At 62.2% G+C, this 21,197-nt stretch carries 23 protein-coding genes; 15 read left to right on the top strand and 8 right to left on the bottom strand.

Annotated features, from left to right (window positions below; translation table 11 throughout):
• Nucleotides 1-107 precede the first annotated feature (107 nt).
• Entirely contained in the window at nucleotides 108-800 is a 693-nt protein-coding gene (locus BVG79_RS03470; RefSeq protein ID WP_085785659.1) for an HAD family hydrolase, read from the bottom strand.
• A gap of 99 nt (nucleotides 801-899) precedes the next feature.
• Here BVG79_RS03470 and clpS point away from each other — a divergent pair, with 99 nt between their 5' ends.
• Nucleotides 900-1,256 carry an ATP-dependent Clp protease adapter ClpS gene (gene clpS, locus BVG79_RS03475; RefSeq protein WP_085785660.1) on the top strand — a complete coding sequence of 119 codons (357 nt, stop codon included), beginning with the start codon at nucleotides 900-902 and terminating at the stop codon, nucleotides 1,254-1,256.
• A 4-nt stretch (nucleotides 1,257-1,260) separates the two neighbouring features.
• Nucleotides 1,261-2,247, top strand: coding sequence for a class I SAM-dependent methyltransferase (locus tag BVG79_RS03480; protein ID WP_085785661.1), 987 nt, complete (start codon nucleotides 1,261-1,263; stop codon nucleotides 2,245-2,247).
• Between the two features lie 15 nt (nucleotides 2,248-2,262).
• Here the strand turns inward: BVG79_RS03480 and BVG79_RS03485 are convergent, their stop codons facing one another.
• Nucleotides 2,263-2,652, bottom strand: a complete 390-nt coding sequence (locus BVG79_RS03485) for a hypothetical protein (RefSeq protein ID WP_085785662.1) — start codon at nucleotides 2,650-2,652, stop codon at nucleotides 2,263-2,265.
• Between the two features lie 136 nt (nucleotides 2,653-2,788).
• Here BVG79_RS03485 and hemF point away from each other — a divergent pair, with 136 nt between their 5' ends.
• Complete coding sequence (gene hemF, locus BVG79_RS03490) at nucleotides 2,789-3,694, top strand: oxygen-dependent coproporphyrinogen oxidase (RefSeq protein ID WP_085785663.1); 906 nt, start codon at nucleotides 2,789-2,791, stop codon at nucleotides 3,692-3,694.
• Here the strand turns inward: hemF and hemE are convergent, their stop codons facing one another.
• Nucleotides 3,695-4,726 carry a uroporphyrinogen decarboxylase gene (gene hemE / locus BVG79_RS03495; protein ID WP_085785664.1) on the bottom strand — a complete coding sequence of 344 codons (1,032 nt, stop codon included), beginning with the start codon at nucleotides 4,724-4,726 and terminating at the stop codon, nucleotides 3,695-3,697. It lies immediately after the preceding gene.
• 99 nt (nucleotides 4,727-4,825) lie between these two features.
• Between hemE and hemC the strand changes: the two genes are divergently transcribed.
• The 6 genes from hemC to BVG79_RS03525 all read left to right on the top strand — a co-directional run bounded on the left by hemC (nucleotide 4,826) and on the right by BVG79_RS03525 (nucleotide 9,637).
• Nucleotides 4,826-5,770 (top strand): hydroxymethylbilane synthase, encoded by a 945-nt coding sequence (gene hemC, locus BVG79_RS03500; RefSeq protein WP_085785665.1) that lies wholly within the window; start codon nucleotides 4,826-4,828, stop codon nucleotides 5,768-5,770.
• 63 nt (nucleotides 5,771-5,833) lie between these two features.
• Nucleotides 5,834-6,916: a histidinol-phosphate transaminase gene (gene hisC / locus BVG79_RS03505; RefSeq protein WP_085785666.1), complete on the top strand. Its 1,083-nt coding sequence runs from the start codon at nucleotides 5,834-5,836 to the stop codon at nucleotides 6,914-6,916.
• Nucleotides 6,916-7,851, top strand: a complete 936-nt coding sequence (locus BVG79_RS03510; RefSeq protein WP_085785667.1) for a prephenate/arogenate dehydrogenase family protein — start codon at nucleotides 6,916-6,918, stop codon at nucleotides 7,849-7,851. The genes hisC and BVG79_RS03510 overlap by 1 nt, the downstream gene beginning before the upstream one ends.
• A complete protein-coding gene (locus tag BVG79_RS03515; protein ID WP_085785668.1) occupies nucleotides 7,848-8,699 on the top strand; it encodes an extensin-like domain-containing protein in 852 nt (283 codons plus the stop codon). Before BVG79_RS03510 ends, BVG79_RS03515 begins: the two co-directional genes overlap by 4 nt.
• A gap of 18 nt (nucleotides 8,700-8,717) precedes the next feature.
• The gene (locus BVG79_RS03520; protein WP_085785669.1) at nucleotides 8,718-9,212 is read left to right on the top strand and encodes a DMT family transporter; all 495 of its coding nucleotides are present in this window, start codon (nucleotides 8,718-8,720) and stop codon (nucleotides 9,210-9,212) included.
• The gene (locus BVG79_RS03525) at nucleotides 9,212-9,637 is read left to right on the top strand and encodes a DMT family transporter (protein ID WP_085785670.1); all 426 of its coding nucleotides are present in this window, start codon (nucleotides 9,212-9,214) and stop codon (nucleotides 9,635-9,637) included. Before BVG79_RS03520 ends, BVG79_RS03525 begins: the two co-directional genes overlap by 1 nt.
• A 22-nt stretch (nucleotides 9,638-9,659) precedes the next feature.
• Here BVG79_RS03525 and BVG79_RS03530 read toward each other — a convergent pair whose 3' ends face one another.
• The 5 genes from BVG79_RS03530 to gloB form a co-directional block, all read right to left on the bottom strand.
• Nucleotides 9,660-10,202 (bottom strand): TIGR00645 family protein, encoded by a 543-nt coding sequence (locus tag BVG79_RS03530; protein ID WP_085785671.1) that lies wholly within the window; start codon nucleotides 10,200-10,202, stop codon nucleotides 9,660-9,662.
• 137 nt (nucleotides 10,203-10,339) lie between these two features.
• Entirely contained in the window at nucleotides 10,340-10,960 is a 621-nt protein-coding gene (gene rpsD, locus BVG79_RS03535; protein WP_085785672.1) for a 30S ribosomal protein S4, read from the bottom strand.
• Between the two features lie 137 nt (nucleotides 10,961-11,097).
• Nucleotides 11,098-11,862, bottom strand: coding sequence for a class I SAM-dependent methyltransferase (locus BVG79_RS03540; RefSeq protein WP_085785673.1), 765 nt, complete (start codon nucleotides 11,860-11,862; stop codon nucleotides 11,098-11,100).
• A gap of 48 nt (nucleotides 11,863-11,910) precedes the next feature.
• Nucleotides 11,911-14,220 (bottom strand): ATP-dependent Clp protease ATP-binding subunit ClpA, encoded by a 2,310-nt coding sequence (gene clpA, locus BVG79_RS03545; RefSeq protein ID WP_085785674.1) that lies wholly within the window; start codon nucleotides 14,218-14,220, stop codon nucleotides 11,911-11,913.
• 231 nt (nucleotides 14,221-14,451) lie between these two features.
• The gene (gene gloB / locus BVG79_RS03550; RefSeq protein ID WP_085785675.1) at nucleotides 14,452-15,246 is read right to left on the bottom strand and encodes a hydroxyacylglutathione hydrolase; all 795 of its coding nucleotides are present in this window, start codon (nucleotides 15,244-15,246) and stop codon (nucleotides 14,452-14,454) included.
• A 113-nt stretch (nucleotides 15,247-15,359) separates the two neighbouring features.
• Here gloB and BVG79_RS03555 point away from each other — a divergent pair, with 113 nt between their 5' ends.
• The 6 genes from BVG79_RS03555 (at nucleotide 15,360) to BVG79_RS03580 (ending at nucleotide 21,195) form a co-directional block, all read left to right on the top strand.
• A complete protein-coding gene (locus BVG79_RS03555; protein ID WP_085785676.1) occupies nucleotides 15,360-16,148 on the top strand; it encodes a class I SAM-dependent methyltransferase in 789 nt (262 codons plus the stop codon).
• A gap of 219 nt (nucleotides 16,149-16,367) precedes the next feature.
• Complete coding sequence (locus tag BVG79_RS03560; protein WP_198167910.1) at nucleotides 16,368-16,934, top strand: F0F1 ATP synthase subunit delta; 567 nt, start codon at nucleotides 16,368-16,370, stop codon at nucleotides 16,932-16,934.
• The gene (gene atpA, locus BVG79_RS03565) at nucleotides 16,934-18,472 is read left to right on the top strand and encodes a F0F1 ATP synthase subunit alpha (protein ID WP_085785677.1); all 1,539 of its coding nucleotides are present in this window, start codon (nucleotides 16,934-16,936) and stop codon (nucleotides 18,470-18,472) included. Before BVG79_RS03560 ends, atpA begins: the two co-directional genes overlap by 1 nt.
• A 27-nt stretch (nucleotides 18,473-18,499) precedes the next feature.
• Nucleotides 18,500-19,366 carry a F0F1 ATP synthase subunit gamma gene (locus BVG79_RS03570; RefSeq protein WP_085785678.1) on the top strand — a complete coding sequence of 289 codons (867 nt, stop codon included), beginning with the start codon at nucleotides 18,500-18,502 and terminating at the stop codon, nucleotides 19,364-19,366.
• Between the two features lie 18 nt (nucleotides 19,367-19,384).
• The gene (gene atpD, locus BVG79_RS03575; RefSeq protein ID WP_085785679.1) at nucleotides 19,385-20,806 is read left to right on the top strand and encodes a F0F1 ATP synthase subunit beta; all 1,422 of its coding nucleotides are present in this window, start codon (nucleotides 19,385-19,387) and stop codon (nucleotides 20,804-20,806) included.
• Between the two features lie 11 nt (nucleotides 20,807-20,817).
• Nucleotides 20,818-21,195: a F0F1 ATP synthase subunit epsilon gene (locus BVG79_RS03580; RefSeq protein ID WP_085785680.1), complete on the top strand. Its 378-nt coding sequence runs from the start codon at nucleotides 20,818-20,820 to the stop codon at nucleotides 21,193-21,195.
• Nucleotides 21,196-21,197 lie beyond the last annotated feature (2 nt).

Consider the following 21,197-nt stretch of genomic DNA (forward strand, 5'->3'; position numbering starts at 1 on the left):
CACAGGCACGCGAATTGCCGCCTAAATGCAGATACCGCCTGTGGATAAGTTTTCGCAAACTGTGGCAGATCTGCACATCGCCAAAAGATTAACAAATCATGAAGCGGTCAGAGCGAATCAACCAGATCGGATAGCGCGTCGATTTGGGCAATGGCGCGAAAGCGGGGGTGACCGATGGGTGGTTCGGCGTGTTCCATATACCATGTGGTCGCGTGCGGCACGTGCACACCCCAATGGCCAGCCTCGATCGCGGGGATCACATCCGACTTCAGCGAATTGCCGACCATTAACGATTGGCGCGCCCCGCGCTGGCCGAAAATGCGGGCATAGGTGTCGGGGCGCTTGTCGCTGACGATCTCGACAGCGGCGAACAACTCGCCCAGCCCCGACAGCGCAAGCTTGCGTTCCTGATCCAGCAGGTCGCCCTTGGTGATCAGAACCACATCGCCGCGCGCGGCCATCGCCTCGACGGCGGCGCGGGCACCAGGCAGCAGCTCGACCGGGTGTGTCAGCATCTCTTTGCCCCAGTCCAGAATGCGGGCGATGGTCGCCGCATCGACGCGGCCGTCGGTCACCTGAATGGCGCTTTCGATCATCGATAGAACGAAGCCTTTAATGCCGAAGCCGTAGCGGGCAAGGTTGCGCGATTCGGCTTCCATCAGCTGGTTCATCAGGTGGTCGCGGTCGGCGAAGTCGGCAAGTAATTCGATGAACTGGGCCTCGGTCGTGCGAAAGAAGACTTCGTTCTGCCACAGGGTGTCGTCGGCATCGAAGCCGAAAGTCCAGTTTTGATGCGCCATTTGCCTTACCTTAGGTATTCGTCGGGTCTTTTCTTGTGCCTAAGGCTGCTTATATAGGGGTGCAACCTTTCAATTGATATTCAAGGCGGAACGTGACGCATGAGTGGCACGATACGGATGACGGCATCCGGCGATCATAACGGTGACGATAACGGCGACGAGATCGATCGCGGCGTTGCGTTAAAGACGCGCCCAAAGACCAAGCGGCCCCCCTTGTACAAGGTGATGCTGCTGAACGACGACTATACCCCGATGGAATTCGTGGTGCTGGTGCTGCAGCGGTTTTTCAGCTTGGACGAGTCGCGTTCGGTGGAAATCATGCTGACGGTGCACACGAAAGGCGTCGCGGTTGTCGCCGTCTTCCCCTATGAGGTGGCCGAGACGAAGGTCGCGCAGGTGATGGAATTCGCCCGCCGCAACCAGCACCCGCTGCAATGCACGATGGAACAAGAGTAGACATATGGCGCAATCTCGCCTGACGACCGCGCTGGATACTGGCGCGCTAACACTGCCTGCGGGCCCGATTTTGGTAATGCGCCCGCCCGCAGGGATGGACCTGTCGGCCCTGCCGCGCGCCGATGTGACCATCAGCCATACCTTCCGCCCCGATTACGAATACTGGGAAGCCGCCGGTTACGATGTTGTTGTGGGGGCAAAGCCTGCCACCGTCGCGCTGGTTGTGTTGCCGCGCGCCAAGGCGCTGGCGCGCGCGATGATAGCCGAGGCCGCGTCCTTGGCCGATCTGGTCGTAGTCGATGGGCAGCGTGAGGACGGTATCGACAGCATCTGGCGCGACATCCGCAGCCGTCTTCCTGAACTCGACCTGTCGGGCGTCGTCAAGGCGCACGGACGGCTGTTCTGGTTCGCCGCAGCTGATGTCTTCGCCGACTGGGTCTTGCCCGAACCCAAGGCGTTCGACGGTTTCGTTACTACCGCAGGCGTGTTTTCCGATGGCGCGGTCGACCGTGGCTCGGCATTGCTGGCGGCAGCGCTGCCGGCCAAGCTTCCGTCGCGGATCGCCGATTTGGGCGCGGGGTGGGGCTATCTGGCCGCCGCTGCGCTGGCGCGCGAGGGTGTCATCTCGATCGATCTGGTCGAGGCCGAGGCGCTGGCGCTGGAGTGCGCCAAGCTGAACATTCCCGATGACCGCGCGCGCTTCACTTGGGCCGATGCCACGCGGTTCAAGGCCGACAAAGTGTTCGATGCGGTCATCATGAACCCGCCGTTCCACGTTGGGGCCAAGGGCGATCCGGCTCTCGGGCGCGCGTTCATCGCGGCGGCTGCGCGTATGCTGCACCCAGGCGGCCAGCTGTGGATGGTAGCGAACCGCCACCTGCCGTACGAGGAAGCCCTGCGCGAGCAGTTCCGCGTGGTCGAGGAATTGCCCGGCGGCGACGGCGCATTCAAGCTGTTCCACGCCGCCAAACCGGCCCGCAAAGCGCGCTAAGCGCCCTTGCGCCGCCTATTCTTCGGGGTAGGCGGCGACGCAGGCCTGAATCGCGGGCGCGATGCGCGCCTGCAGGTCGTTCCGCCGTTCATAAAGCGAATCGAGCTTGGCCTGTTCGGCGTAAAGGTTGATGGCGACGGGCACGCGCCGCTCTACCGTACGGGCGCGGTCGCAGCGCACCTGCACCACCGTGCCGTCTTGCAGCGTGCGTTCGCAATAATCGCGCTCAATCTCGACATCTTCGCGGGTGCCAATGGCGTAGCCGCGGGCCAGATTGCCCTCGGTCTCGGTGATCAGGCGGTTGATTGTGGGCAAGTTACCCGAAGCATCGCTGATACAGGCTTCGCGCGGGGTCTGGCAGGCGGCCAGCAGCACCAGCGGCAAAATGAATACGGCCTTGTGCATGGTGCACCCCTTTGTCGTCCAAACTGCGATCCGCGTGGCTGGTGCCGACGCCGCGCAGATGGTAAGTGCCCCCCATGAAAGGCGCAAGAGGCCAGACTGCGCGCAAGGCCTGCGTCCCAAGTGAAAGAGGGCCCCGATGACCGCTGAAACCACGCCAAACGCAATGGAAGCCGAACGCAAGGCCGCCGCCGACTGGTTCCACACGCTGCGTGACGACATTGTTGCCGCGTTCGAGGCCGCCGAGGAAGGCGCGGTTGCTGGCCCCTCGGGCGATCTGTCGCCTGCCAAGTTCGACGTGACCCCGACCCCCCGCACAGGCCCGGATGGCGAGGATCTGGGCGGCGGACTGATGAGCGTGATGCGCGGCGGGCGTGTGTTTGAAAAGGTCGGCGTGAACTTTTCGGCCGTTTCCGGAACGCTGGGGGCCGGGGCGATCAAGGCCATGGCCGCGCGCGGCGTGCCCGGGATCGAGGAAGACCCGCGCTTTTGGGCGTCGGGCATCTCGCTGGTGGCGCATATGCAGAACCCGCACGTGCCCGCCGTGCATATGAATACGCGGATGTTCTGGACGCCCTCGGCGTGGTGGTTCGGGGGCGGTGCCGACCTGAACCCGCCAATCCCTTACGACGAAGACACAGCGCATTTCCACGCCACCCAGCAAAAGTTCATCGAACCCCATGGCGAGGGCCTGTATCCAAAGCTGAAGGCGTGGGCTGATGAATACTTCTATGTGCCCCACCGTGGCCGCGCGCGCGGCGTCGGCGGCACGTTTATGGATGATCACAACACCGGCGACTGGGCCGCAGATTTCGCGCTGACCCAAGACATCGGTCGCGCTTTCCTGCCGTCCTATCTGCCGCTGATCGAACGGCGCCGTATGACCCCGTGGACGGAAGAAGACCGCGACATCCAGCTGGTCTATCGCGGTCTTTATGCCGAATATAATCTGGTCTGGGATCGTGGAACCAAGTTTGGTTTGGCGACGGGCCACAACGCGGATGCCGTGTTGATGAGCCTGCCGCCATTGGCCAAATGGGCTTAATCAGCCCCTGATCGTTTCCAGCATCAGGGTCACATTCTCGGGGTCGGCATCGGGCGTGATGCCGTGCCCGAGGTTGAAAATATGCGGCCCGCCGCGCAAGGCATCGACCACGCGGCGGGTTTCTCGCACCAGATCCTCGCCGCCGGTCACCATATAGCTGCTTTTCAGGTTGCCCTGCACGCAGCCATGGGGCTGCACGTTTTGGGCGATCCATTCGGGCGTCACACCGTCATCAATCGCGATGCAATCCGCGCCAGTGGCCGCATGAGCGGCACTGTAGCGTTCGCCCGCGCCGCGTGGGAATGCGATGATCGGCAGGCCGGGGTGGCGTTCCTTCAAGGCGGCGGTGATTTGCTGCATGGGTTTCAGCGAAAAATCGTTGAAATCGTCGCCTTGCAGCGATCCGGCCCAGCTATCGAACAGTTTGATGACTTCGGCCCCCGCATCGACTTGGGCGGATAGATATTCGATGGTGCTGGCGGTCAGCAGGTCGATAATACCTTGGAAAGTCGTGCGATCTTCGGCCTTTAGCGCGTGGGCGGGGCCTTGGTCGGGGGTGCCTTGGCCTGCAATCATATAGGTGGCGACGGTCCACGGGGCACCGGCAAACCCGATCAGCGTCGTCTCGCGCGGCAGCTCGCGTGCAAGAATGCGGACGGTTTCGTAAATCGGGGACAGACGGTCATGCACGGCGTCGGCGGGCTTTAGCGCGGCCAGTTCCTCGGGCGTGGTGACGGGGGTTAGGCGCGGGCCTTCGCCAGGGGTGAACCACAAGTCTTGCCCAAGAGCCTGCGGCAGCAGCAGAATGTCGGCAAACAAGATTGCCGCGTCAAAGCCGTAGCGGCGGATCGGCTGCAGCGTGACTTCAGCCGCGAGTTCCGGGTTGTAGCACAGCGACAGGAAGTCGCCCGCTTGCGCGCGGGTGGCGCGATATTCGGGCAGGTAGCGCCCGGCTTGCCGCATCATCCAGACGGGCGGGGTGGGCAATGTCTCGCCAGCAAGGGCGCGCAGGATGGGCTTTTGCAGGGGCATGGTCTTCCTCGTATGCGTCTGGTCTGAAGTCGGGTGCATGGGCGCGAAAGTCAAGCCTGCACCGTTGCCAGCCTGCACGGGGCGGATTAGAAAGGTGCCATGTTGAACGCGCTTCCTTCCCCCGCTGAACCCCTTCGCATTGGCACGCGCGGCTCGCCGCTGGCGCTAGCGCAGGCCTATGAAACCCGCGACCGCTTGGCGCAAGCGTACGATCTGCCGCACGAAGCGTTCGTGATCGAGGTCATCAAGATGACCGGCGATATGGTGCAGGACAAAGCCCTGCGCGAGATCGGCGGCAAAGGCCTTTTCACGCGCGAGATCGAGGAAGCGCTGCTGGACGGCAGCATCGACATAGCCGTCCATTCGATGAAGGACATGCCGGTCGAACAGCCCGCTGGTCTGACGCTGGATTGCTTTTTGCCGCGCGAGGACGTGCGCGACGCGTTCGTCTCGCGCCATAACTGGAGCTTGAACGACATTCCTGCGGGCAAGGTCTTGGGCACGTCCAGCCTGCGGCGGCGCGCGCAGATTTTGGCGCGGCGGCCTGATCTGGTTGTGGTGGAGTTTCGCGGCAATGTGCAGACGCGCCTGCGCAAGCTGGACGAAGGCGTGGCTGATGCGACCTTCCTTGCGATGGCTGGCCTGAACCGGCTTGGGCGGGCTGATGTGCCGCAAAAGCCGCTGTCGCCCGCCGAGATGCTGCCCGCAGTCGCGCAAGGTGCCATCGGGGTCGAACGGCGCACCGACGACCGGATCGTTGCAGGCTTGCTGGCAGCCATTCACCACGGGCCGACCGGCACTCGTCTGGCGGCCGAACGCGCGTTTTTGGCGGGCCTTGATGGGTCGTGCCACACGCCCATCGCCGGTCTGGCGGAAATCCAAGGTGACGAGCTGACCCTGCGCGGCGAGATTTTGCGCCCTGACGGATCCGAGGTGCTGGCCGACCAAATGCGGTGCGCTGTCACTGACGCCGCCGTGATAGGTGCTGAAATGGCACGCAAAATGCGTGCTTTGGCAGGCGAGGGCTTCTTTACGCTTGGTTAGCCTCTGGCGTTGGGCCAGCCCTGCGGCTAGAGAGAAGCGGAAGTCAAGTCAGGCAGGTTCACGATGACCGCAATTCGCCCGCAACCCGGCATTATGGATATCGCGCTGTATCAAGGCGGCGCATCCACCATCGCTGGGAAAAGCCATGTTTTGAAACTCTCCTCGAACGAGAATCCGGCAGGGTTCTCGGACGCCGCGAAGGAGGCTTTCCTGCGGGCGGCACATGACCTGCATCGCTATCCCGGCACCGATCACGCGCGCCTGCGCGCTGCCATTGGCGAGGTGCAAGGCCTTGATCCCGATAATATTATTTGCGGTGTCGGGTCTGATGAAGTGCTGCAGTTCGTCACGCAAAGCTACTGCGGCGTCGGCGACGAGGTAATCTATACCGAGCACGGTTTCTCGCTGTATCCGTTGTTGGCGATGGCGGCGGGCGCAACGCCCGTCAAAGTGGCCGAGCGCGAGCGGAAGGTCGATGTCGACGCGATTTTGTCGGCCTGCACCAAAAAGACGCGAATCGTCTTTCTGACGAACCCAGGCAACCCGACCGGCACGATGATCGAGCCCGAGGAAATCGCCTGGCTAGCCGACAAGCTGCCGCCGCAAGTCTTGCTGGTGCTGGACAGCGCCTATGCCGAATTTGCCGATGGCTATGACGGCGGCGCGGCGCTGGTCAGCGAGCGCCAGAACATGATCATGACGCGCACCTTTTCAAAGATCCACGGTCTGGGTGGTTTGCGGATCGGCTGGGGCTATGCCCCGCGTGCAATCATCGACGTGCTGAACCGCGTGCGCCAGCCGTTCAACCTGTCCGAAGTGCAACTGAGCGTGGCCGAAGCCGCCATGCGCGATACCGCTTGGGTCGAAAAGTGCCGCAATGACAACGCCAAATGGCGGGCATGGTTACGCAACGCGCTTATCGATCTGGGTGTCGAGGTTGACCAAAGCTTTGCGAACTTCATCCTTGCGCGTTTCGTCGATGGTAACGAGGCGGCCGGTTGTGACGCGCACCTGCGCGATAACGGCATTATCGTCCGCCGCGTGACGGGGTATGGCTTCCCAGAAGCCCTGCGCATCACCGTTGGTGACGAGGCGGCCTGCCGTCAGGTCGTCCATGCGGTCGCGCAATTCAAAGGCCTGCGGTGATGGATGCTGTTTTCAATCGCGTTGCCCTGATCGGTCTTGGGTTGATTGCGTCCTCGATCGCGCATGCCGCGCGGCGCGCGGGGGCGGCGGGGACGATTGTCGGCTACGACATCGCCCCCGAGACACGCGCCGTCGCGCGCGAAATAGCGCTGTGTGACCAAGTGGTTGATAGTGCTGTCGATGCGGTGGCAGATGCAGATCTGGTGATTTTGTGCGTGCCAACCGGTGCGATGGACGTAGTTGCGGCGGAAATCGCGAGCGCGCTGAAACCGGGCGCAATCCTCAGCGATGTCGGCTCGACCAAGCGGTCGGTCGTCGATGCCGTAGCGCCGTTCGTGCCAGACGGCGTGCATTTCATCCCCGCGCACCCGTTGGCCGGGACCGAGCATTCCGGCCCGCGCGCGGGCTTTGCCACGTTGTTTGACAACCGCTGGTGCATCATCGTGCCGCTGCCCGACAGCGATCCGGTGGCTCTCGACAAGCTGAAGGCGTTCTGGCAGGCGCTGGGGGCGAATGTCGATGTGATGGACGCCGACCACCACGACCGTGTGCTGGCCGTCACCAGCCATACCCCGCACCTGATTGCCTACACAATGGTCGGCGTTGCCGATGATCTGGGACGCGTCACAGATTCCGAGGTGATCAAATACTCGGCCGCCGGTTTTCGCGATTTTACGCGGATCGCGGCATCCGACCCTACGATGTGGCGCGACGTTTTTTTGAACAACAAAGACGCGACGCTAGAGATTTTGGGCCGTTTTACCGAAGAATTGTTCGCCCTGCAGCGCGCCATTCGAATGGGTGACGGCGACCACCTGCACGCCTATTTCACCCGCACGCGCGCCATCCGCCGCGGGATTATCGAGGCAGGGCAGGATACCGACAAGCCCAACTTCGGGCGCGGAGAAGACCCGCGCGAAGGCGACGCTGGATGAGGAGTGCGCGCGCGATCGCCCTCGGGCTGTTGTGCTTGTTGCCCTTGGCTGCCGCCGCCCAAGATGTGCCCCGGCCACCGGCCCGCGCAGGCAGCGCGGCGCCGGCCGTTCAGGCCAACCCCGATGGATCATTGCGGATCACCACGCCGCGCGCGCGGCCTGCAGGGGTGCCCGCGGTGCCCCAAGCCGCGCAAGTCGCCCCGATGCAACGCGTGACAGCCGCGCCAGTGCCGCTGCCGAGTGCTCGGCCTGCAGGGCGTCGCCCGGCCCCCCCACCGGCAGCTGCACCTGCAGCGGCGCCGCGAATCGCCTCGGCGGGCGGCAGCGGGGGCTTGTGCGGGGTGGCTGCCTTACAAGGCGATGTGCTGCGCGATATATCGGGGGCGGGCGGATGCGGCGTGCAGAACGCAGTGCAGGTGCGATCGGTTTCGGGCGTCAGCCTGTCGTCGCCATTGGTGGTTAACTGCGACACGGCTGTCACCTTCAACCGCTGGGTCAGCGAGGTTGCGATCCCCACGATTGGCAACACCGGTGGCGGGTTGGCGCAAATTCAAACGCCGGGCGGGTACGCCTGTCGCGGGGTTGTCGGCTCGCGCAACAGTGGCAACCGTTTGTCGGAACATGGACGCGGCAAGGCCGTTGATGTCGTGGCGTTCCGCTTGCGTGACGGGTCAAGTTTTTCGGTTTTGAACGGCTGGCGCAGCGCCGCGTGGGGTAACATCTTGCGGCAGCTTCACCGCTCGGCCTGCGGTATGTTCGGCACCGTTTTAGGCCCTGAAGCGAACGCTGCTCACCGTGACCACCTGCATTTTGATACCGCCAGCCGCCGGTCGGCTTACTGCCGATAAGGCTGAGAAGGACTGCTGATGTCGTACGAGACTGCCCAAACGCGGGCCCCCAAACCCATCGAAATTGCCGTTGCGCTGGCAACCGGCGGTCTGATGACGGTCATGTTGTTGTCGAACAGCATGATGGCCGCCCATACGACGCCGCTGTTTTCGTCGCTGACGGCGCATGGGGTGGGGACGCTGGTGCTGGTCGCCGCGCTGGCGCTGCTGCGGCTGGTCCGTAAAGGGCAGGGCGCGGCGCCTATTGTCGCCAACGCCCCGCTTTGGGTCTACCTTGGTGGGCTATCGGGGGCGCTGACGGTTGTGGTCACATCCACCGCGGCCAATTCCGCCTTGGCGCTGACCGGCACGCTGGCACTGGGGCTGGCGGGGCAGGTTGTGCTGGCGCTGGTGTTCGACCGCTTCGGCCTGTTGGGCATGACAAAACGCTTGCCGACACGCAATGACATGCTGGCGCTGGTGCTGATTATCGCGGGCACGCTGCTGATTATTTTCGGGCGGGGGGCCGCGTGATGGCCTATATGATTTTGCTGGCTTTTGTCGGCGGCATGCTGATCACGCTGTCGCGGCAGGTAAATGGGCGGTTGGCGCTGTCGACATCGGCGTTGGTGTCATCGTTCTGGAACCATGCGGTCGGGTTCGCCGTGCTGATGGTGTACACGCTGGTGGTTGGCAGCAGTTTCTGGCCCGAGGGGGCGAACACCGCACCCGCCCTTGCGTGGATGGGGGGCGCGTTTGGTGCGGTATTCGTGGCGGCGGGCAGCTGGCTGATCCCGCGCCTTGGGGCGGCGCTGACCTCGGTTTTGCTGATCGCGGCGCAGATGCTTTCCAGCGTGGCGCTGGATTTCCTCAATGGCGCGTCAGGTGTGCAGTGGATGCAGGCTGCGGGCGTCTTGCTGATTTTGGTAGGCGTCTGGATTAGCCGAAACAAGACGTAAAAAAGGGCCTTGCGGCCCTTTTTCAGTATTTGCTGGCGGCTTTGACCTTGGCGTTGATGAAATCCATTAGTGCCATCATCACGCCCGACAGGATGAAGACCAGGTGGATGATCACCAGCCACATCAGCTCGTTGCTGTCGAATAGGTCGCCCACCGGCTTACCTATTTCCATAAAGCGCTTCAGCAGGTGGATAGCCGAAATTGCCACGATCGAGGCGATCAGCTTCATCTTGAGGCCCGCGAAATCGACGGTGCCCATCCATTCGGGGCGCTCGGTGCCCTCTTCGATGTCCAGTTTCGAGATGAAGTTTTCATAGCCCGAGAAAATCACGATCCCCAGCAGGTTGGCGGCCAACGTCAGGTCGATCAGCGACAGAACGGCCAGAATGCCTTTGTCCATTTCCATCGTGAACATCTGGGGGACGTAGTAGAAAAGCTCGCGGAAGAAGATCACGACAATCATCAGCAGCGCCAGCACGAGGCCCAGATACATCGGGGCCATCAGCCACCGTGAGGCAAAAAGGGTGCGCTCGAATTTTTGTTCGAGGCCGTTTTTGGAAGACATGTTTTACTCCGCGAGGGTTGATCAACCCCAGATAAAATCTGCGTGTGCGCCCCGCAATGGGGGCGGGTGCGAAAAACATGCGGGCAAAGAAAAAGCCCGCCGAAAACGGCGGGCTTTGCAGAACAATCTATGTAAGATTAGTTCTTTGCGTAGAATTCGACGACGAGGTTCGGTTCCATGATGACCGGATAGGGAACGTCGGCCAGCGAAGGCGTACGGACATAAGTCGCGGTCAGCTTGCTGTTGTCGACTTCGATGTAGTCGGGAACGTTACGCTCGGCCAGGTTGATGGCTTCCAGCACGACGGCCAGTTGCTTCGACTTGGCGCGGATCTCGATGACGTCGCCTTCTTTGACGCGGTACGAGGGGATGTTCACCGAAACGCCGTTCACCAGCACGTGGCCGTGGTTCACGAATTGGCGTGCAGCAAAGACGGTCGCAACCCACTTGGCGCGGTAGACGACGGCATCCAGGCGACGCTCCAGCAGGCCTACCAGGTTCTCACCGGTGTCGCCCTTGGTACGCTCGGCATCCGAATAGATGCGGCGGAATTGCTTCTCGGTCAGGTCGCCGTAGTAACCCTTCAGCTTTTGCTTGGCGCGCAGTTGCACACCAAAGTCCGACAGCTTGCCCTTGCGGCGCTGACCGTGCTGACCCGGGCCGTATTCGCGGCGGTTCAGCGGCGACTTGGGACGGCCCCAGATGTTTTCGCCCATGCGGCGGTCAATTTTGTGCTTGGCAGAAGTACGCTTGGTCACCTCTGATCTCCTTCAAAGTGGGTGTCCCTTACGGGACGTGAAGGGCGTTGTCCTTTGGAATCATATCCCGACAGGCTGCCCCTTGCGGGGGCCACCAACACCAACAGCGGCGGCTTTATGGGCCGCAGGGGGGGAAGTCAAGGCCGCGTGGCAACGATGAAGACGGTATCTACCGTAAAGCTGCCGTCTTCTTCGATCTTCAGGGTCTTGCGCACTGGATCGCTGGCGCCCGACTGCAATTGCAGCAGCGCCGCGACCAGCGCCATCGGGGTGCCCGAGCGCTGAACCCAAGGCTGGAAGGCCAGCCGCAGGGGGTAGTGGCGCAGGTCTTGTACGTTGAAACCCGCGTTGCCGACGGCGGCCACCCATTCTGCCGCCGAATAGTCGCGGACATGCGACGGGTCGCGCAGCAGTTCGATCGCCTGCAGATGCGAATCCGCGATGGCGCTGCGGGGCGATACGGTGTCGATAAACACGGACCGCGCGCCCGGTTTTAGCACGCGGTAGGCCTCGCGCAGGCCGCTATGCAGATCGTGCCAGTGGTGCGCGGAAAAGCGGCTTGCCAGAAAGTCGGCATGCTCATCGGGCAGGGACAGCATTTCGGCGGGCGCGAATTGGGTGGTTAGGTTGGTAATGCCGCGGGCGCGGGCGGTTTCATTCACCGCCATCAGCATATCTTGCGACAGATCGACCGCCAGAACATGGTCGGCCAGCGCTGCCATGCGGTAAGCCACATGCCCGCCGCCCGCGCCGAGGTCGATGGCCATCTGGGGGCGGTGTTGCCTCAGAACCGCCTCGAGGGCGGTCAGGTCGTCGCCTTGGGCGTGGGTTGCGCTGTCGACATAGGCTTGGGCGCGCGGGCCGAACTGCTTTTCGACGTGGGTGTGGTTGGTATCGGTCATGGGACCCCCTGAAATGAAAAAGCCCGCCGTTTCCGGCGGGCTTCGTGGTCAGTCCGCCAGCTCGGGCGTGTCTGTCGGGGTGGCGCGCGCTTTGGCGGGGTCGAACTGCAAGTCCAGCTTGCCGTCCTTCACGCCAACGCGCACGACGCCGCCCTTTTGCAGGCTTCCAAACAGCAACTCCTCGGCCAAAGGCTTCTTGATATGCTCTTGGATGACGCGGGCCAGCGGGCGGGCCCCCATCTTTTCGTCGTACCCCTCGTCGCCCAGCCATGCGGCGGCTGCGGGCGACAGTTCGAAGTGAACGTTGCGGTCCAGCAGTTGCGCTTCCAGTTGCAGCACGAACTTCTCGACCACTTTGCTGATCGTTTCTTTGCCCAAGGGCGCGAAAGCGATCACCGCATCCAGACGGTTACGGAACTCGGGCGTGAAGGTCCGCTCGATCGCGGCGGTATCCTCGCCCTCGCGGCGGTCGCGGCCAAAGCCCATGGCCTCACGGGCCTGATCGGCCGCCCCCGCGTTCGAGGTCATGATCAAGATCACATTGCGGAAGTCCACCTGACGGCCGTTGTGGTCGGTCAGCTTGCCATGGTCCATCACCTGCAGCAGGATGTTGAACACATCGGGGTGCGCCTTTTCGATCTCGTCCAGCAGCAGCACCGAATGCGGATGCTGGTCGACGCCGTCGGTCAGCAGGCCGCCTTGATCAAAACCGACATACCCCGGAGGGGCCCCGATCAGGCGCGAGACGGCGTGCTTCTCCATGTATTCCGACATGTCAAAGCGCAGCATCTCAACGCCCAAGCTGTCGGCCAACTGCTTGGCGACCTCGGTTTTGCCCACACCGGTCGGGCCGGCGAACAGGTAGTTGCCGATGGGCTTTTCAGGCTCGCGCAGCCCCGCACGGGCCAGTTTGATCGCCGATGCGAGGGCCTCGATCGCCTTGTCCTGCCCGAACACCACGCGTTTCAGCGCGGGTTCCAGATCTTTCAGCGTCGCTGCGTCGTCTTTCGAGACTTGCTTCGGCGGGATCCGCGCGATCTTGGCCACGACGGCCTCGACCTCTTTCACCGAGATCGTTTTGCGACGGCGGCTTTCGGGGACCAAATGTTGCGCGGCGCCAGCCTCGTCGATGACGTCGATGGCGCTGTCGGGCAGTTTGCGGTCGTGGATGTAGCGCGCGGCAAGCTCAACCGCGGAACGGATGGCCTCGTTCGTGTATTTGATGCCGTGGTGTTCCTCGAAATTGGGCTTGAGGCCACGCAGGATTTTGACGGCATCCTCGACGCTCGGCTCGTTCACGTCGATCTTTTGGAAACGACGGGCAAGGGCACGATCTTTTTCGAAATGCTGGCGGAACTCTTTATACGTGGTCGAACCCATGCAGCGCAGCTTGCCGCCCGCCAAAGCGGGTTTCAACAGGTTCGACGCATCCATCGCCCCGCCCGAGGTTGCCCCCGCGCCAATGACGGTGTGGATTTCGTCGATGAACAGCACGGCGTCGGGGTGGTCTTCCAGCTCTTTCACAACGGCTTTCAGGCGTTCCTCGAAATCACCGCGATAGCGCGTGCCAGCCAGCAGCGCCCCCATGTCCAGCGAATAGATCGTTGTTGCGGCCAGAACCTCGGGCACGTCGCCACGCACGATTTTCCATGCCAGACCTTCGGCGATGGCGGTTTTGCCAACGCCCGGATCGCCGACCAGCAGCGGGTTGTTCTTGCGGCGGCGGCACAGCACTTGGATCGCCCGCTCGACCTCGGTCTCGCGACCGATCAGGGGGTCGACATCGCCCTTGCGGGCTTTGGCGTTCAGGTCGACGCAGTATTTCGCCAGCGCCTTTTCCTTCTCGTCACCAGCAGCGGCTGCTTTTTCCTCGCGCACCTCGGCCCCGTCGATATTGCGGCTTTCAGCAAAATCGGGGTCTTTGGCGACGCCATGGGCAATGAAGTTCACCGCGTCATACCGCGTCATATCCTGTTCTTGCAGGAAGTAGACGGCGTGGGATTCGCGTTCGGCAAACAGGGCGACGATCACGTTGCCGCCCGTCACCTCGGCACGGCCCGCGCTTTGCACATGGATCGCGGCGCGCTGGATTACGCGCTGGAAGGCCGCCGTGGGGACGGCTTCTGACCCCTCGACCGCGGTGACTAGGGTGGCAAGGTCGTCATCGATAAAATCTTCCAACGATTTGCGCAGGTCGACCATATCTACGGCACAGGCGCGCAGAACATGCGCGGCATCGGGTTCGTCCAGCAACGACAACAGCAGGTGTTCGAGCGTTGCAAGCTCATGGTGGTGGGTGTTGGCGATCGCCAAAGCACCGTGGATGGACTGTTCGAGCGAAGTGGTAAAAGACGACACGGGTAGGGTGCTCCTCTGTCCGGGGGCGGGCGGGCGATGGGCCCGACCACCATGGCCTCCTGAGGTATAAAGATCGGCTTTCCGCGCGTATCTTCAAGAAGTATTTTGTCACATTGCGATCACGTTATCACTTCGGCCGATCAGTTGGCCTGCGAATTGCGCAATAGTGTGCGGCTGCGGGGGGGCGATGGGGCCGCCACCCGTGGCATGATGCAGCTACGATTTAAGGGGTCAGAAGCTGTCTTTCAATGATCGCAGCTTGGCGAAAACGCGGGCGGGGTCTTGCCCATCCATATCGACGGCATGGGCGATGGCAGGGTCGGCGCTGCGCAAAAAGGGGTTCGTCGCCAGTTCCTGCGACAGCTTCGCCGGAATCGTGAAGCCGCCTTCGGCGCGAACGGCTGCGATTTTGGCGGCGCGGGCGCGCAGGGCAGGGTCGTCGGGCAGCAGCGACAGCGCGAAACGCATATTACTCTCGGTATATTCGTGGCCGGAATAAACCATCGTGTCGGCGGGCAGCGCGGCAAGGCGCTGCAGGGTGTCGTACATTTGGGCAGGGGTGCCCTCGAACAAGCGGCCGCAGCCCATCACCATCAGGCTATCGCCCGTAAAGACGGCGCTGAGTTCGGGCAGGTAAAAAGCAATATGCCCCACGGTATGCCCCGGCACGTCCAGAACCTCGACCGGGGTGCCCAGCAGCGAAAAACGGTCGCCCGGCTTTAGCGCGTGGCCGAGCGGGGGCAGGCGTTCGGCATCGGCTGCCGCGCCGTAAACCTTGGCCTTAAATTCCGCGACCAGCGCAGGTACGGCCTGAATGTGGTCGTCGTGGTGGTGGGTCAGCAAAATCGCATCCAGTCGCCAGCCGCGCGCCCGCAGCACAGTCTGGATCGGCGCGGCCTCGGGCGCGTCGATCAGGGCGGTGCGGTTGGTGGTCGTGTCGTGGATCAAAAATGCGTAATTGTCGCGCAGACAGGGGATCGTAACGATTTGGAAGCCCTTGTCATCGGTTCCTGTCGTGACGGACATGGCTGTCTCCCTTCGGTCAGTGGTCAATACGGGTTGCAAAGGCGACCCCTTTGGGAATCATGGGATTACGCACGCTGCATGGCAAGACGGTGCGGCGATAAATGCGAGGTGAAATGTATCTGGATGTCCAAGATCTGAAGAATTTCTACTACCGCAATGCGCTGGGGCGGGCGGTGCAGCAGGTCGTGCGCGGGCGTTTGCGGCATATCTGGCCCGATACGCGCAGTATGACGGTGGCAGGATTCGGCTTCGCCTTGCCGCTTTTGCGCCCCTTCCTGCCCGAGGCGCGCCGCGTGATCGGCCTGATGCCCGGCCCGCAGGGCGTGATGGCGTGGCCCCCCGGCCTGCCCAATATCGCCCTGTTGTGCGAGGAACTGGACTGGCCGCTGGAAACGGGGTCGGTCGACCGCCTTGTCATGCTGCACGGGCTAGAGATGTCGGAACGCCAGTCCGACCTGCTAGAGGAAACCCACCGCGTTCTGGGCCCCGGCGGGCGGGCCGTCTTTGTGGTGCCGAACCGCGCGGGCCTTTGGGCGCGATATGATAAAACCCCCTTCGGCTTCGGTAAGCCCTACACTCTGGGCCAGTTGGAGGGGCTGCTGAAAGAACACGACTTCGTAATCGAGACGGCCTTTACCGCCCTTTATCAGCCGCCCTCGTTGCGGCCGCTGTGGCGCCGCTTTGGCCAGATGATCGAACGGGTCGGTACGCGTACCCCGGCCATCTATGCAGGCGGCGTTCTGATGGTCGAGGTGACCAAAGCGCCGGTTGCCCTTCCGCGCCCGCGGGTGGGGGCCGCGCGCGCGGCGCGTAATTTGCGAATCCTTAGCCCCGCTGGCAGCCCCGTCAGCAGCCCTGCAGCGCTGCGCGCGCGACCTGATGCGCGCAGATCGACGCAATAGGGGCGCCGAATCCGCGCATCGTGCCAAAACAGACGGCAATGGCGCGAAACAAATGCCATTTGATCACGAAAACCGGCGCCTAGCTGGTTGCGAGGGAAACCCTCGTCTGCTACATGCGCCTTGGATTAATGACTGCCCTTTCACAGGGGCAGTTGGGGGTAGGCTGCCCGCACGGTGTCGCAATTACGCGCCGTCGATGTGGGCCCAGACATCGGAAGGGTGGACGTGTCCGAACCAGCTTCGATTTCAACCGGCATTGCCAGCCGCTACGCGACGGCGGTCTTCGACCTCGTGATGGAAGAGGGGGCTTTGCCCGCGCTGGAGGCGGATATCGACAGCCTCGGCGCCGCTCTTAGCGATAGCGCTGATTTGCGTGCCATGATTTCTTCACCCGTCGTCAGCCGTGACGATCAGGAAAAGGCCATCGCGGCTGTTGCTGATGCGTTGGGCCTGTCGGGCGTGTTGAAAAACACCTTGGCGTTGATGGCCGAAAAGCGCCGCCTGTTCGTTCTGCCCCAGTTGGTGGCTGAACTGAAAAATCGCGTCATGGCCGCCAAAGGCGAAGTCGTGGCCGATGTCGTATCGGCCAAGGCGCTGACCGCGACCCAAGCGACCAAGCTTGCCGAGGTTCTTTCGGCGAAATTTGGCAAAACCGTTAAACTGAATGCGACCGTCGATCCTGCATTGATCGGCGGTCTTGTTGTAAAAATCGGCTCGAAGATGATCGACACCTCGGTCGCTTCGAAGCTGCAGGCACTCCAGAACACCATGAAAGAGGTCGGATGATGGCGATCCAAGCCGCTGAGATTTCCAAGATCCTGAAGGACCAGATCAAGAATTTTGGCCAATCGGCTGAAGTTGCAGAAGTTGGTCGCGTCCTTTCGGTTGGCGATGGCATCGCCCGCGTTTATGGCCTCGATAATATTCAGGCTGGCGAAATGGTTGAATTCCCGGGCGGAATTCAGGGCATGGCGCTGAACCTTGAAAAAGACAACGTCGGTGTCGTGATTTTCGGTACCGACCGCGACATCAAGGAAGGCGATGTCGTCAAGCGCACGCAGTCGATCGTGTCGGTTCCGGCCGGCAACGGCCTGCTGGGCCGCGTTGTTGACGCGCTGGGTAACCCGCTGGACGGCAAAGGCCCGATCGTTGCCACCGAGCAACGCGTTGCCGACGTCAAAGCCCCCGGCATCATTCCGCGTAAATCGGTACACGAGCCGATGGCAACCGGCCTGAAGTCGGTTGACGCGATGATCCCCGTTGGCCGTGGCCAGCGCGAGCTGATCATTGGTGACCGTCAGACCGGCAAGACCGCAATCGCGCTCGACACCATTCTGAACCAAAAGTCGTACAACGAAGCTGCTGGCGACAACGAGTACAACAAGCTGTACTGCGTTTACGTTGCAATCGGCCAAAAGCGTTCGACCGTGGCCCAGCTGGTGAAGAAGCTGGAAGAAACCGGCGCAATGGCCTATTCGATCGTGGTTGCTGCAACCGCGTCGGATCCGGCCCCGATGCAATATCTGGCGCCCTATTCGGCAACCGCTATGGCCGAATTTTTCCGCGACAACGGCCGCCACGCACTGATCATCTATGATGACTTGTCCAAGCAAGCCGTTGCTTACCGCCAGATGTCGCTGCTGCTGCGTCGTCCGCCGGGCCGCGAAGCTTATCCGGGCGACGTGTTCTACCTCCACTCCCGCCTGCTGGAGCGTTCGGCAAAGCTGAACGACGAATTCGGTGCTGGCTCGCTGACCGCGCTGCCGATCATCGAAACCCAAGCTGGAGACGTGGCCGCTTACATCCCGACCAACGTGATCTCGATCACCGACGGTCAGATCTTCCTGGAAACGGACCTGTTCTACCAGGGCGTCCGCCCGGCCGTGAACACCGGTCTGTCGGTGTCGCGTGTGGGTTCGTCCGCACAAAGCAACGCCATGAAGTCGGTGGCTGGCCCGATCAAACTGGAACTGGCCCAGTACCGCGAAATGGCGGCCTTTGCGCAGTTCGGGTCCGATCTGGACGCCTCAACCCAGCAGCTGCTGAACCGTGGTGCACGCCTGACCGAAGTGATGAAGCAGCCGCAATACGCGCCGCTGACCAACGCTGAAATGGTCGTCGTGATCTATGCTGCGATCAAGGGCTACCTTGACAAGCTGCCGGTAAAGGAAGTGGGCCGTTTCGAAGCTGCCCTGCTGACCTACCTGCGTACGCAGCGTAAGGACCTGTTGGACTTCATCAGCACCGAAGATCCCAAGATCAAGGGTGACGCTGAAACCAAGATCAAGTCGGCTCTGGACGATTTCGCGCGCGATTTCGCCTGATCCGGGCCATAGAAGGGAGAGGCGGGCATGCCCAGTCTTAAACACCTGAAAAACCGGATCGCGTCGGTCAAGTCGACCCGCAAGATCACCAAGGCCATGCAGATGGTTGCCGCGGCGAAACTTCGCCGCGCGCAGGAAGCTGCCGAAGCCGCGCGCCCCTATGCCGACCGTTTTAACGCGGTTCTGGCGGGGCTGACGGCCGCGGCAGCAAATTCGCCCTCGGCGCCCGCCCTTTTGGCTGGAACGGGTGCGGACAAGGTCCATCTGCTGATCGTCCTGTCGTCCGAACGCGGCCTGTGTGGGGGCTTTAACGCCAACATCGCTCGCCTTGCACGCCAGCACGCCAACAAGCTGTTGGCCGAAGGCAAAACGGTCAAGATCCTGACCGTTGGCAAGAAAGGCCGCGAAGCGCTGAAGCGCGACTTTGGCACCCTGTTTGTCGGCCACGTCGATCTGACGGGCGTCAAGCTGGGCTATGCCACCGCGCAAGAGGTTGCCGGTCAAATCCTGTCGTCGTTCGACGCCGGTGAATTTGATGTCGCAACCTTGTTCTTCGCGCGCTTCCAGTCGGTGATCAGCCAAACGCCGACGGCGTTGCAGATCATTCCGGCCCAAGTCGACACGACTGCCGAAGTCTCGAGCCTTTACGACTACGAGCCGGACGAAGAATCGATCTTGGAGGAGCTGTTGCCGCGTGGTGTTGCCACGCAGGTTTTCGCAGCCCTGTTGGAAAACGCGGCCTCGGAGCAGGGCGCACGTATGACGGCAATGGACAATGCGACGCGCAATGCGGGCGACATGGTCAACAAGCTGACGGTTCAGATGAACCGTACCCGTCAGGCGGCGATCACTACCGAGCTTATCGAAATCATTGCGGGCGCCGAAGCGCTCTAACGGAACCGGAGTAACGACATGGCATATCAGGGCAAAATCACGCAGGTGATTGGCGCCGTCGTCGACGTTCAGTTTCAGGATCAGCTGCCGGCGATTCTGAACGCGCTGACGACTGAAAACAACGGCAAGAAACTGGTTCTGGAAGTTGCACAGCACCTGGGCGAGGGTACCGTTCGTACCATCGCTATGGACGCAACCGAAGGTCTGGTTCGTGGCGGTCTGGTGGAAGACACCGGCGCGCCGATCTCGGTTCCGGTGGGCGATGCCACGCTGGGCCGCATCCTGAACGTCATCGGCGAGCCCGTTGACGAAAAGGGCCCGGTTATTGCAACCGAAACCCGCCCGATCCACAACACTGCACCGACCTTCGACCAACAGTCGACCGCGTCGGAAGTGCTGGTGACCGGCATCAAGGTTATCGACCTGCTGGCCCCCTATTCCAAGGGTGGTAAGATCGGTCTGTTCGGCGGCGCCGGCGTGGGCAAGACGGTTCTGATCATGGAACTGATCAACAACATCGCCAAAGTGCACTCGGGCTACTCGGTTTTCGCCGGTGTGGGCGAGCGTACCCGCGAAGGTAACGACCTGTATCACGAGATGATCGAGTCGGGCGTTATCAAGCCGGACAACTTGGCCGAGTCGAAAGTGGCCCTTGTTTACGGCCAAATGAACGAGCCGCCGGGTGCGCGTTCGCGCGTCGCCCTAACCGGTCTGACCATTGCGGAACAATTCCGCGACACGTCGGGTTCGGATGTTCTGTTCTTCGTCGACAACATCTTCCGCTTTACCCAAGCTGGTTCGGAAGTGTCGGCGCTGCTGGGCCGTATTCCGTCGGCAGTGGGCTATCAGCCGACGCTGGCGACCGACATGGGCGCCCTGCAAGAGCGTATTACCTCGACCAAGAACGGTTCGATCACCTCGGTCCAGGCCATCTACGTGCCCGCCGATGACTTGACCGACCCGGCACCTGCCGCGACCTTCGCCCACTTGGACGCGACGACGACCCTGTCGCGTGCGATCTCGGAACTGGGGATCTACCCCGCCGTTGACCCGCTCGATTCGACCTCGCGTCTGATGGATCCGGGTATCGTCGGCGAGGAGCACTACAGCGTCGCACGTTCGGTCCAGACCATCTTGCAGAAGTACAAGTCGCTGCAAGACATCATCGCGATCTTGGGCATGGATGAGCTGTCGGAAGAAGACAAGCTAACCGTCGCCCGCGCCCGCAAGATCCAGCGCTTCCTGTCGCAACCGTTCGACGTGGCGAAGATCTTCACCGGCGCCGACGGCAAGCAAGTCCCGCTGGAAGATACGATTTCTTCGTTCAAGGCCGTTGTGGCCGGTGAATACGACCACCTGCCGGAAGCTGCCTTCTACATGGTTGGCGGCATCAAGGAAGTGATCGAAAAAGCCGAGCGTCTCGCCGCGGCTGCAGCCTAAGGAGCGGTTGAATGGCTGACATCCAATTCGACCTCGTCAGTCCCGAGCGGAAGCTTGCTTCCGTCTCGGCACGCGAGGTGCAGATTCCGGGCGCCGATGGCGACCTGACCGCGATGGCGGACCATGCGACCACCATCACGACGCTGCGTCCGGGTGTTCTGCGGGTGATCCATGCGGGCGGCACTGACGCCTATCTGGTCACCGGTGGTTTCGCCGACATCAGCGCGACCGCAGTGACGATCTTGGCGGAAGTGGCTTTGCCCGTCGCCGAGGTGACCGCCGAGAAGGTCGAAGAGCTGCTGATCGCCCTGCGCGCCGGTAGCGATATCGACCTAGCGCAAAAACGCGCCGCCGATCTGGCTGCTGCAGCGCAGTCGCTCGGTCTTTGACG

This window comes from Ketogulonicigenium robustum (genome assembly GCF_002117445.1).
GTDB classification, from domain to species: Bacteria; Pseudomonadota; Alphaproteobacteria; order Rhodobacterales; family Rhodobacteraceae; genus Ketogulonicigenium; species Ketogulonicigenium robustum.

What these genes read in the sequence shown, in the direction of transcription:
- BVG79_RS03470 (WP_085785659.1), bottom strand. Translation starts at nt 800, where the DNA reads ATGGCGCATCAAAACTGGACTTTCGGCTTCGATGCCGACGACACCCTG.
- clpS (WP_085785660.1), top strand. Translation starts at nt 900, where the DNA reads ATGAGTGGCACGATACGGATGACGGCATCCGGCGATCATAACGGTGAC.
- BVG79_RS03480 (WP_085785661.1), top strand. Translation starts at nt 1,261, where the DNA reads ATGGCGCAATCTCGCCTGACGACCGCGCTGGATACTGGCGCGCTAACA.
- BVG79_RS03485 (WP_085785662.1), bottom strand. Translation starts at nt 2,652, where the DNA reads ATGCACAAGGCCGTATTCATTTTGCCGCTGGTGCTGCTGGCCGCCTGC.
- hemF (WP_085785663.1), top strand. Translation starts at nt 2,789, where the DNA reads ATGACCGCTGAAACCACGCCAAACGCAATGGAAGCCGAACGCAAGGCC.
- hemE (WP_085785664.1), bottom strand. Translation starts at nt 4,726, where the DNA reads ATGCCCCTGCAAAAGCCCATCCTGCGCGCCCTTGCTGGCGAGACATTG.
- hemC (WP_085785665.1), top strand. Translation starts at nt 4,826, where the DNA reads ATGTTGAACGCGCTTCCTTCCCCCGCTGAACCCCTTCGCATTGGCACG.
- hisC (WP_085785666.1), top strand. Translation starts at nt 5,834, where the DNA reads ATGACCGCAATTCGCCCGCAACCCGGCATTATGGATATCGCGCTGTAT.
- BVG79_RS03510 (WP_085785667.1), top strand. Translation starts at nt 6,916, where the DNA reads ATGGATGCTGTTTTCAATCGCGTTGCCCTGATCGGTCTTGGGTTGATT.
- BVG79_RS03515 (WP_085785668.1), top strand. Translation starts at nt 7,848, where the DNA reads ATGAGGAGTGCGCGCGCGATCGCCCTCGGGCTGTTGTGCTTGTTGCCC.
- BVG79_RS03520 (WP_085785669.1), top strand. Translation starts at nt 8,718, where the DNA reads ATGTCGTACGAGACTGCCCAAACGCGGGCCCCCAAACCCATCGAAATT.
- BVG79_RS03525 (WP_085785670.1), top strand. Translation starts at nt 9,212, where the DNA reads ATGGCCTATATGATTTTGCTGGCTTTTGTCGGCGGCATGCTGATCACG.
- BVG79_RS03530 (WP_085785671.1), bottom strand. Translation starts at nt 10,202, where the DNA reads ATGTCTTCCAAAAACGGCCTCGAACAAAAATTCGAGCGCACCCTTTTT.
- BVG79_RS03540 (WP_085785673.1), bottom strand. Translation starts at nt 11,862, where the DNA reads ATGACCGATACCAACCACACCCACGTCGAAAAGCAGTTCGGCCCGCGC.
- gloB (WP_085785675.1), bottom strand. Translation starts at nt 15,246, where the DNA reads ATGTCCGTCACGACAGGAACCGATGACAAGGGCTTCCAAATCGTTACG.
- BVG79_RS03555 (WP_085785676.1), top strand. Translation starts at nt 15,360, where the DNA reads ATGTATCTGGATGTCCAAGATCTGAAGAATTTCTACTACCGCAATGCG.
- atpA (WP_085785677.1), top strand. Translation starts at nt 16,934, where the DNA reads ATGGCGATCCAAGCCGCTGAGATTTCCAAGATCCTGAAGGACCAGATC.
- BVG79_RS03570 (WP_085785678.1), top strand. Translation starts at nt 18,500, where the DNA reads ATGCCCAGTCTTAAACACCTGAAAAACCGGATCGCGTCGGTCAAGTCG.
- atpD (WP_085785679.1), top strand. Translation starts at nt 19,385, where the DNA reads ATGGCATATCAGGGCAAAATCACGCAGGTGATTGGCGCCGTCGTCGAC.
- BVG79_RS03580 (WP_085785680.1), top strand. Translation starts at nt 20,818, where the DNA reads ATGGCTGACATCCAATTCGACCTCGTCAGTCCCGAGCGGAAGCTTGCT.